We start from the raw sequence: 9716 nt of genomic DNA on the forward strand, positions 1-9716 counted from the left end.
CGCCGTTCAGGCTGGCGCTGACCTTCGCCTTCCTGTTCCTGCTGGCCTTCATCCTGTCCGGCGCGATCGTCTATCAATTGATGAGCGCCTCGCTCGCCAGGCAGCTCGATCAATCGATCAAGGAGACCTATTTGCTGATCGCCGCGACCTATGCCGAGAGCGACGAGGAGGATCTCGTCTCCACGGTCAGGGACCATGCCCAGTTCAGCCAGGACAAGGACGAGATTTTTTCCCTCACCGATCGGAACGGCAACCGCCTCGCCGGCGATTTCGCCGCCTCCGCGCTGCCGGATGGCTTTTCCATGTTCGCCGCCAATCTGCCGGGTGTGCCGCCCGACACCGAGTATCGCGCCTATTCGGGCAGGGTCGGCGACAACAATTTGACAGTCGCCTTCTCGCTTTCGGAAACCGAGGATCTGGAAAGGATCGTGCTGATGAGCTTCGGCTGGGCCACGCTCTTCATCACCGTCCTGGCGATCGGCGGCGGCGCCGTGCTTGCCTCGCGCGTCCAGCGGCGCCTCGACGGCATCGCCAGCACCATGGTCGACGTCTCGCATGGTCGTCTCGATGCGCGCATTCCGCTGATCGGCAGCGGCGACGACATCGATGCCGTCTCCGCCCAGGTGAACGCGGCGCTCGAGCGCCTGTCGGCGCTGGTCGACGGCATGCGCGAAGTCAGCGCCAACATCGCCCATGACCTCAAGACGCCGCTCAACCGGCTGCAGATGATCCTGGAATCGGCCGCCGACAAGACGGTGTCGGGCGAGGACGTCTCGACCGAGCTGACCGACGCCCGCGCTGAGAGCCAGCAGATCAACAGCACGTTCGACGCCTTGCTTCGCATCGCCCAAATCGAAGCCGGCGCCCGCAAGGCGCGCTTCGTCGATCTCGATGTCGGCCCGGTCGTGGAGACCATCGGCGAGGTCTATGCCGACGTCGCCGAGGATGATGGCAAATCCCTGTCCACAGGGATCATTCCGGGTACGAAATGGTATATTCACGGTGACCGCGACCTGCTGATGCAGATGCTGGCCAATCTGGTCGAGAACGCGCTCAGGCATTGCCCTCCGGGCACCGCGATCGAGCTCTCGGTGACCAGGGAAGGCAGCCATGTCCTCATCCATGTCCGCGACAATGGCCCGGGCATCCCCGCCGAGGAGCGCGAAAAGGTGTTCCGCCGGCTCTACCGGCTGGATGCGAGCCGCACGACGCCAGGCAGCGGCCTGGGCTTGAGCCTGGTCAAGGCGGTGGCAGACCTGCATGGCGCGGCAATAACGCTCGAGGAGTGCAATCCGGGTCTCGGCGTAACAATCAGCCTTCCGGCCGTGCGAGCTCCGGATACCTGAGGCAGGCGGAGCCCGCGTCCAGGCCGCCTTACGCATTTGTAAAGCCCCTGCCAGCTGCACGAAAACTCCGGTCTCTAGGTTTGTGCTGTTCCCGCCGGATCGGGAGCGCGGCCCGACGAGGTTCGGGCCAGCAACCTCACAGAAGAAAGGAAAGAAGATGAAAAAATCCGTCATCGCAGCTGCAGCGATCGTGGCTCTTGCCTCCGCGACCGGGGCCTATGCCAAGGCGGCCAGCGGCACCATCGTCAGCGTCGACAAGCAGGGTGATTCCTTCACGCTGAGCGACGGCAAGACCTTTGCCCTGCCCGAAAACATCGAGGTTGAGACCCTGAAGGTCGGCGAAAAGGTCACCGTCACCTATTCCGCCAAGGCCGGCAAGCTCATGGTTTCGGCCGTCCAACCGGCCAACTGAGCCGACAATCACGACACGCCGGCAGGGTTTTCTCTGCCGGCGACGCCATTCGGCGATGCTACCGGGCGGCGCCCGCCCGGCGGAAATCGGAAGGCGACATGCCGGCCAGCTTGCGGAAGGATTTATTGAAGGCGCTGAGCGAGCCGAAGCCCGATTCCATGGCGACCCTCAGCACATTGGCGTCCTCATGCATCAACAGCGCCTGCGCGTAGCTCAGGCGCAGCAGATTGACATATTCGTTGAGCGTCATGCCGGTCGATTTCTTGAACAGGCTCATGGCGTATTTGGGATGGATGTCGGCGGCGCCCGCAATGGTCACGCAGTCGATGTCGTAGAGGAAATTCTCGGCGATGTAATCGCACATGCGCCCGACATTGCGCGAGGATTGCTGGTCGAAGGGGTTGCCTGTGCCTTGCCCGGGGGCGCTTCCCGGCACCAGGCGGTAGGGCTCGAAGCGCACCCGCTCGAGCCTCAGAAGCAACTCGTTGACGGCGTGCTCGGCTCTGGCTGGATCGCCCGAGCGCGCATATTCGTTCCAGCGCCTGAAATTGTCGTTGTCCGACTGGTCGGTGGCGTTGGTCACCAGGGTCGCGCCGGTCATCAGCCGATGGCGTATGTCGGCCGGCAGATGCAGGCGGAAGAAATGCACCAGCGGCAGATGCGCGCCGGCATAGACGGCGTCGTCGGAGAGGTCGTCCATCTGGTGCGGCAGGCCGCCCCAGAACAGGCACATCTCGCCGGCCGACAGCGCAATCTCGTGCTCGGCCATGCGGTAATGGACGCTGCCTTGAACGATGAAATTCACCTCCACCTGGGCGTGCCAGTGCGGCTTCAGCATCACCAACGGGTGGTTGTGGAACATCTGCAAAACAAGCGGCAGTCCTTCGACGCTGCTCGCGCCAGGCTGGTAGAACGGACGACCCGGCATCTTACTTTCCGCCAACTTCTTATTCCCTTCGACGGGGACAAGCCTTCCGCGCCGCATAGTCTAGCCACGCTCACAGTGAGAGAGCAAATGAAATGGGAGGATTTCAATGCGCACTACACTGACCTGCGCCGCGCTTATGCTTGCCCTGGGCTCCGGCCCGGCCCTGGCGCAGTCCGGCGAGATCACCATCTGGAGCTGGAACATCGCCGCCTCGTCGCTGAAGGCGACGGTCGAGGGCTTCAACAAGAAATATCCCGACATCAAGGTCACGGTTCAGGACCTCGGCAACCAGCCCACCTATGACAAATCGATCACCGGCTGCGCCGCCGGCGGCGTTGGCCTGCCCGATATCGTCTCGGTCGAGAACGGCGAGGCGGAGAATTACTGGAGCCAGTTCCCGGACTGCTTCGTCGACCTGCACACGCTGGGTTACAGCGCCGAGGACCAGAAGAAATTCCCCGACTTCAAGCGCACCGAGCTGGAAGTCGGCGACAAGGCCTATGCGATGCCCTGGGATTCCGGCCCGGTGGCCGTCTTCTACCGCCGCGACTTCTACGAGAAGGGAGGCGTCGACCCGGCCTCGATCAAGACCTGGGACGACTTCATCGCCGCCGGCAAGAAGATCCAGGCCGCCAATCCGGGCGTGTCGATGACCAATGCCGATTTCAACGGCGACACCGAATTCTTCCGCATGATTTCCAACGAGCAGGGCTGCGGTTACTTTGCCGAGGACGGCCAGTCGATCACCGTGGCCGAGCCGAAATGCGTCGACGCCCTGACCAAGGTCAAGGAGATGAAGGACGCCGGCATCGTGTCGTCGGCCGACTGGTCCACCAAGATCACCAACAACACCGCCGGCACCGTCGCCAGCCAGGTCTATGGCGGCTGGTATGAAGGCACGATCCGCACCGAATCGCCGAAGGAGAGCGGCAAATGGGGCGTCTATCCGATGCCGAGCCTCACGGCAGACGGCCCGCGCGCCGCCAATCTCGGCGGCTCGTCGCTGGCCATCACCTCGGCTTCGAAGAACAAGGAGGCGGCTTACGCCTACCTGAAATATACGCTGGAGACCAATGAGGGCCAGATCACCATGCTGAAGGATTTCGGCCTGGTGCCCTCGCTGATCTCGGCGCTCGACGACCCTTATGTCGCGCAAGGGCAGCCCTATTGGGGCGACCAGGCGGTCTGGAAGGATATCCTGGCGACGCTGCCAAAGGTGGTGCCGAGCCGCGGCACGCAGTTCCAGAGCGACGCCGAGATCATCATGCGCGCCGTGCAGACCAAATATCTGGCCAGCGGCTACCCCGACGCCAAGGCCGCGCTCGACGACGCCGCCAAGCAGATCGCCGCCGCGACCGGCCTGCCGGTGAAGTAGGCGATTAGCCCCTCCCCTTGTGGGAGAAGGCAAAACAGAGAAGGAGGAGGACGATGCGCACGCAGAACGCCACCGCGTACCGCTTCCTCACGCCTTACCTTTTGATCTTCGCCATCTTCTGGATCTGGCCGATCATCTCGTCCTTCCTGATCTCCTTCCAGGCGACGCGCACCGTGCCGTGGCGCTTCGCGCCGGCCTTCAACTGGGGCCGCCTGATCGGCGACCCCGCCTTCTACAATGCGCTGAAGAACACGCTGCTGATCCTGGTCATCCAGGTGCCGGTGATGATTGCGCTGGCGATCGTCATGGCGGTGCTGCTGAACTCGCCGCTGCTCAAGGCGCGCGGCCTCTACCGCTTCGCCTTCTTCGCCCCGGTCGTGGTCGGCGAGGTCGCCTATTCGGCCGTCTTCCGCCTGATGTTCAGCCTCGATTTCGGCATCGTCAACAAGCTCTTGAACAGCGCCGGGCTGGCCAAGATCGATTGGTTCTCCAACGTCACGCCGGCCATGGCGCTGATCATGATCGCCGTGACCTGGCGCTGGGCCGGCTACAACGCCATCATCATCCTGGCCGGCCTGCAGTCTATCCCCGAGGACGTCTACGAGGCGGCGACACTCGACCGCGTCAGCAGGCTGAAGCAGTTCTTCTACATCACCTTGCCATTGCTGAAGCCAGTCATCGTCTTTTGCGCCGTGCTGTCGATCATCGGCACCATGCAGCTCTTCACCGAGCCGTTCCTGATCACCGAGCGCGGCGGCCCCGGCGGCGGCACCGAGACGCTCGGCCTGCTGCTCTACCGCCAGGGCTTCCGCTCGCTCAATTTCGGCTACGCCTCGGCCGTCGCCTACACCATGGCGGGGCTGGCGATCGCCATCACCCTGGTGCAGCTCTGGCTGATGAGGGAACCGAAATGACCTCGCGCTCGCAGGCAAGGCTCGGGCGCAGCATTGCGCTGCATCTTTTCCTGACGCCGCTGGCGCTGGTCTGGCTGTTCCCGCTTTGGATGATGGTGGTGTTCTCCACCATGCCCGACAACGGCATCTTCAGCGCCGGCATCGAGCTTCTGCCGCACGACAATTTCCTCGACAATGTCGCCAACCTGCAGCGCGACACCAATTTCATCGGCGCCATCGGCATCTCGGTGTCGGTCGCGGTGACCTACACGATCCTGTCGGTGCTGCTCACCTCGATGGCCGGCTGGGCGCTGGCGCGCTACGAATTCCACGGCAAGGGCGCGGTCGTGGCCATCATCTTCGGCACCATCACGCTGCCCTACGCGGTGGTTCTCATCCCGCAATTCATCATGGTGGCGCGCGACTTCGCTCTGGCCAACACCTGGATCGCGCTGATCGTGCCGCCGCTGTTCAATTCGCTGGGCGTCCTCTTCATGCGCCAGGCCTTCTCGATGATGCCGGCGGAGCTGTTCGACGCGGCGCGCGTCGAGGGCGTCAAGGAATGGCGCATCTTCCTGTTCGTGGCGCTGCCGCTGGCCCGCCCGATGCTGGCGGCCTTGGCCATCATCCTCTTCCTCGCCTCGTGGAACAACTATCTCTGGCCGCTGCTGATCAACAGCCAGCCGGGCGCGATGACGGCACCGGTGGCGCTCGGCACGCTGATCGGCCTGACCAAGGTCTCGTGGGGCGGCATCATGGCCGGCGCTGTGATGCTGACCGTGCCGATGCTCATCGTCTTCGTGCTGTTGCAGCGCCATTTCATCGCCGGCATCGCCGCCGGCGCGGTCAAGTAGGAAGGAGCGCAATGGCGGCCGTCACCCTCACCAATGTCGTCAAACGCTTCGGCGTCTTCGAAGTCGTCCACGGCGCCAACATCGACATCGCCGACGGCGAGTTCGTCGTCTTCGTCGGCCCCTCCGGCTGCGGCAAGTCCACGCTGCTGAGGATGATCGCCGGGCTGGAGGACATAAGCAGCGGCGACATCGCCATCGGCGGCAAGGTGATCAACGATGTCGAGCCGGCCGAGCGCGGCATTGCCATGGTATTCCAGTCCTATGCGCTCTACCCGCATATGACCGTCGAGCAGAACCTCTCCTTCGGGCTCAGGATGAACGGCAACCCGAAGGCCGACACCAATCGCCGGGTTAGCCGGGCGGCGGAAATCCTGCGCATCGACGAATTGATGCAACGCCGGCCGAAGCAACTCTCCGGCGGCCAGCGCCAGCGCGTCGCCATCGGCCGCGCCATTGTGCGCGAACCGCAGGTTTTCCTCTTCGACGAACCGCTCTCCAATCTCGACGCCGAGCTCCGGGTCCAGATGCGCGTCGAGATCTCGCGCCTGCACAAGGAGCTCGGCGTCACCATGGTCTATGTGACGCACGACCAGACCGAGGCGATGACGCTGGCCGACCGGATCGTCGTGCTGAAAGCCGGCAATGTCGAGCAGGTCGGCGCGCCGCTCGACCTCTACGACGACCCGGCAAACCGTTTCGTAGCCGGCTTCATCGGCTCGCCGAAGATGAATTTCCTCAGCGCCAAGGTCGTGGAGATCTCCAACAGCGCCGCAATCCTCGAGCTCGTCCATCATGGCGGCGCGCGGTTGCGCAAACCGCTCGCCGAAGCTTTTCCCGCCCTTGATGCCGAGGTCGTGCTTGGCGTCAGGCCGGAGCACTTCTTCGAGGCCGGCAAGGGCGATTGCGACATCCCGGTCAAGGCGGACGTCGCCGAGCATCTCGGCTCGGTCAGCTACGTCTACGCCAATGCCGGGCCGGAGGAGCTGATCGTCGAGCGCGAGGCCTCGCGCCAGCGCGCCAGCGGCGATCATTTCACCGTCTCGATCAAGGCGGAACGCGCGCTGCTCTTCGACAAGAAGGGCGCAAGGATCCGTTGACCCGCAAGTTTTCTTTGCCGGCATGCCAGGCGTGGCGGCGACCCATGGAGTATTTGATATGACATCCTCATCCAAGAAAATCCGCTGGGGCATCCTCGGGCCCGGCAGCATCGCCAAATCCTTTGCCGGCGGCGTGGCGCGTTCGCGCACCGGCGAACTGACGGCGCTCGGCGCCCGCAATCCCGCCAAGCCGGGCCTCTCCGAGACCTTTCCGGGCGCGCGCATCCTCGACGGCTATGACGCGCTGCTTGCCGACAAGGACGTCGACGCCGTCTACATTTCGATTCCGCATCCCGGCCATGCCGAATGGGCGATCAAGGCGGCCGAAGCCGGCAAGCATGTCTTATGCGAAAAGCCGCTGGCCCTGACCGCCTTCGAGGCCGATGCCATGATGCATGCGGCGCGCAAGGCAGGCACCTTCCTCGGCGAGGCCTTCATGTACCGGCTGCATCCGCAGACGCTGCAGCTGGTCGAGCTGATCAAGTCGGGCGCCATCGGCGAGGTGCGCATGATCAAGTCGAGCTTCGGCTTCGCCATGCCGGGCTTCATGCCTGAGTACCGGCTTTACGCCAACGAGCTTGCCGGCGGTGGCATCCTCGATGTCGGCGGCTATCCTGTGTCGATGGCGCGGCTGATCGCTGGCGCCGCGATCGGCCAGCCTTTCGCCGAGCCCGACAAGGTGATGGGCACCGCTTATCTCGGCCGGTCCGGCGTCGACGAATGGGCCTCGGCCTTGCTGCATTTCCCCGGCGGCATCGTCGCCGAAATCTCCTGCAGCATCTCGCTCGACCAGGACAATGTGCTGCGCATCCTCGGCACCAAAGGCCGCATCGAGGTGCCCGATTTCTGGTTCGCCGGTGGCAACCGCGATGTCGGACCGGGCCGGATCGAGGTGATCCGGTCCGGGGCCGCTCGCGAGGTGATCAGCCTCGGCGACACCCGCCACCTCTATTCCTTCGAGATCGATGCCGCCGGCGAGGCGATCCTCGCCGGACGGCAGGAATTCGCCTGGCCCGGCATGTCCTGGGCCGAGAGCCTCGGCACGCTGCGCGTCCTCGACAGATGGCGCGCCGCCGTCGGGCTCGAATATGAGATCGAAAAGCCGGCTAAGCGTGTCAACACCATTTCCGGCCGGCCGCTCAGGACCAACGGCGCCGCCATCGGCAAGCGTGACATTCCCGGCCTGTCGATGCCCGTCTCGCGGCTGGCACTGGGCTTCGAGGATTTCCGCACCTTCTCCTCCGGCTCGATCCTGCTCGATGCCTATTTCGAGGCCGGCGGCAATCTGTTCGACACCGGTTTTGTCTACGGCGCCGGCTACACCGAGACGCTGCTTGGCCAATGGCTCGCCAATCGCGGCGTGCGCGCGCAATCCGTGGTCATCGCCAAGGGCGCGCATTCGCCGCTCTGTTATCCCGACGTCATCGGCAAGCAGCTGGCACAGTCGCTCGACCGGCTGCAGACTGACCATGTCGACATCTATTTCATGCATCGCGACAATCCGGACGTGCCGGTCGGCGAATTCGTCGACGCCATGGACGCGGAGGCCAAGGCCGGCCGCATCCGCGGCCTGTTCGGCGGCTCCAACTGGACGATGCAGCGCATGGATGCGGCGATCGCCTATGCCGAAAAAAACGGCAGGCAGAAGCCCGGCGCGCTGTCCAACAATTTCTCGCTGGCCGAGATGCTGGAACCGATCTGGGCCGGCTGCGTAACCTCCTCCACCGATGCCTGGAAAGCATGGCTGGCGGCGCGGCAGATGCCCAACTTCGCCTGGTCGAGCCAGGGCCGCGGCTTCTTCACCGACCGCGCCGGCCGCGACAAGCATGACAGCGAGGAGCTGGTGCGGGTCTGGTATTCGGAAAAGAATTTCGGCCGCCGCGACCGCGCCATCGAACTGGCCCAAAAACTCGGCAAGAGCCCGATCCATGTCGCGCTGGCCTATGTGCTGGCTCAGCCCTTCCCCTCGGTGCCGCTGATCGGCCCGCGCACGCTGGACGAGTTGGAGGACAGCCTCAAGGCGCTGGATATCAAGCTGACGCCGGAGGATTTGGCGTGGCTGGACGGGGGGCCGGAAAGGCGCAGGGCTTAGGGGATAGACCACGAGCAAGATGACGGGCGCTGCGTTCCTTCGCCCCCCTCTCTGCCCTGCCGGGCATCTCCCCCTCGAGGGGGGAGATCAGATGTCACGCCGGCTTTCGCCAATCACCAATGTTGCAGAAAAGGTGCCAGCGTCGAAGCTGCCAATCTCCCTCCTTGAGGGGGAGATGTCCGGCAGGACAGAGAGGGGGCCTCGCGCCGGCGCCTCCTTCGTCATTCTAGGGCGGAGCAAGGAGCGAAGCGACGCGCGCAGACCCTAGAATCCATGCCATGACGGTTGAGAGCCGCCACGGTCCAGAACGCTCACCAGCCGATCCCGCGAAACAGCTCGAACCATTCAGGGTTGGTCTTCTCGATCAATTCGACCTTCCATTGGCGTGGCCAGCGCTTCAATGACGTCTCACGCTGGATGGCATCGGTGATGTCGAAATGCTCTTCGTACCAGACGAGGCGCTGCACGCCGTAACGGCTGGTGAACGTGGAGCCCTGGCCGGTCTTATGCTCGGGCATACGGCGAGCAAGATCATTGGTGACGCCGATATAGATCGTGCCGCCTTTCTGGCTCGCGGTCATGTAGACGTAGCCTGTCACGTGGCGATCTTACCTGGCGCTACTACCAACGGCTATTCTGGGTCGTTGCATTCTATGGCCAATGTCACGGCATGGATTCTAGGGTCTGCGCGCGTCGCTTCGCTCCTTGCTCCGCCCTAG

9 protein-coding genes are annotated in these 9716 nt (G+C 63.9%); 7 read left to right on the forward strand and 2 right to left on the reverse strand.

What is annotated here, in order from left to right; genetic code table 11:
* Positions 1 to 1346, forward strand: a 1346-nt coding sequence (locus FJW10_RS30135; RefSeq protein WP_140902747.1) for a HAMP domain-containing sensor histidine kinase, incomplete at its 5' end; no start/stop codon positions are given.
* Between the two features lie 157 nt (positions 1347 to 1503).
* Positions 1504 to 1758 (forward strand): DUF1344 domain-containing protein, encoded by a 255-nt coding sequence (locus tag FJW10_RS30140; protein WP_140902748.1) that lies wholly within the window; start codon positions 1504 to 1506, stop codon positions 1756 to 1758.
* 58 nt (positions 1759 to 1816) lie between these two features.
* Here the strand turns inward: FJW10_RS30140 and FJW10_RS30145 are convergent, their stop codons facing one another.
* The gene (locus FJW10_RS30145) at positions 1817 to 2686 is read right to left on the reverse strand and encodes a helix-turn-helix domain-containing protein (protein WP_140902749.1); all 870 of its coding nucleotides are present in this window, start codon (positions 2684 to 2686) and stop codon (positions 1817 to 1819) included.
* 106 nt (positions 2687 to 2792) lie between these two features.
* On the opposite strand from FJW10_RS30145, the gene FJW10_RS30150 reads away from it, so the two are divergent.
* From FJW10_RS30150 to FJW10_RS30170, 5 genes are read left to right on the forward strand one after another with little or no spacing between them, the layout of a single operon-like run.
* The gene (locus FJW10_RS30150) at positions 2793 to 4061 is read left to right on the forward strand and encodes an ABC transporter substrate-binding protein (RefSeq protein WP_140902750.1); all 1269 of its coding nucleotides are present in this window, start codon (positions 2793 to 2795) and stop codon (positions 4059 to 4061) included.
* Between the two features lie 53 nt (positions 4062 to 4114).
* On the forward strand, positions 4115 to 4975 hold the full coding sequence (locus FJW10_RS30155) for a sugar ABC transporter permease (protein WP_140902751.1): 861 nt from the start codon (positions 4115 to 4117) through the stop codon (positions 4973 to 4975).
* Entirely contained in the window at positions 4972 to 5808 is an 837-nt protein-coding gene (locus FJW10_RS30160) for a carbohydrate ABC transporter permease (RefSeq protein WP_140902752.1), read from the forward strand. The genes FJW10_RS30155 and FJW10_RS30160 overlap by 4 nt, the downstream gene beginning before the upstream one ends.
* An 11-nt stretch (positions 5809 to 5819) precedes the next feature.
* Positions 5820 to 6905 (forward strand): sn-glycerol-3-phosphate ABC transporter ATP-binding protein UgpC, encoded by a 1086-nt coding sequence (gene ugpC, locus FJW10_RS30165; RefSeq protein ID WP_140902753.1) that lies wholly within the window; start codon positions 5820 to 5822, stop codon positions 6903 to 6905.
* 58 nt (positions 6906 to 6963) lie between these two features.
* Positions 6964 to 8997 (forward strand): aldo/keto reductase, encoded by a 2034-nt coding sequence (locus FJW10_RS30170; protein WP_140902754.1) that lies wholly within the window; start codon positions 6964 to 6966, stop codon positions 8995 to 8997.
* Between the two features lie 311 nt (positions 8998 to 9308).
* On the opposite strand, the gene FJW10_RS30180 is transcribed toward FJW10_RS30170, so the two are convergent.
* Entirely contained in the window at positions 9309 to 9596 is a 288-nt protein-coding gene (locus FJW10_RS30180; RefSeq protein WP_140902755.1) for a GIY-YIG nuclease family protein, read from the reverse strand.
* Positions 9597 to 9716: the final 120 nt, after the last annotated feature.

Origin of the sequence: Mesorhizobium sp. B4-1-1, assembly GCF_006439375.1 — a bacterium.
Classification (GTDB): domain Bacteria; phylum Pseudomonadota; class Alphaproteobacteria; order Rhizobiales; family Rhizobiaceae; genus Mesorhizobium.

Coding starts and splice junctions, on each gene's coding strand:
- FJW10_RS30155 (WP_140902751.1), top strand. CDS start 4,115: ATGCGCACGCAGAACGCCACCGCGTACCGCTTCCTCACGCCTTACCTT.
- ugpC (WP_140902753.1), top strand. CDS start 5,820: ATGGCGGCCGTCACCCTCACCAATGTCGTCAAACGCTTCGGCGTCTTC.
- FJW10_RS30150 (WP_140902750.1), top strand. CDS start 2,793: ATGCGCACTACACTGACCTGCGCCGCGCTTATGCTTGCCCTGGGCTCC.
- FJW10_RS30170 (WP_140902754.1), top strand. CDS start 6,964: ATGACATCCTCATCCAAGAAAATCCGCTGGGGCATCCTCGGGCCCGGC.
- FJW10_RS30145 (WP_140902749.1), bottom strand. CDS start 2,686: ATGCCGGGTCGTCCGTTCTACCAGCCTGGCGCGAGCAGCGTCGAAGGA.
- FJW10_RS30160 (WP_140902752.1), top strand. CDS start 4,972: ATGACCTCGCGCTCGCAGGCAAGGCTCGGGCGCAGCATTGCGCTGCAT.
- FJW10_RS30140 (WP_140902748.1), top strand. CDS start 1,504: ATGAAAAAATCCGTCATCGCAGCTGCAGCGATCGTGGCTCTTGCCTCC.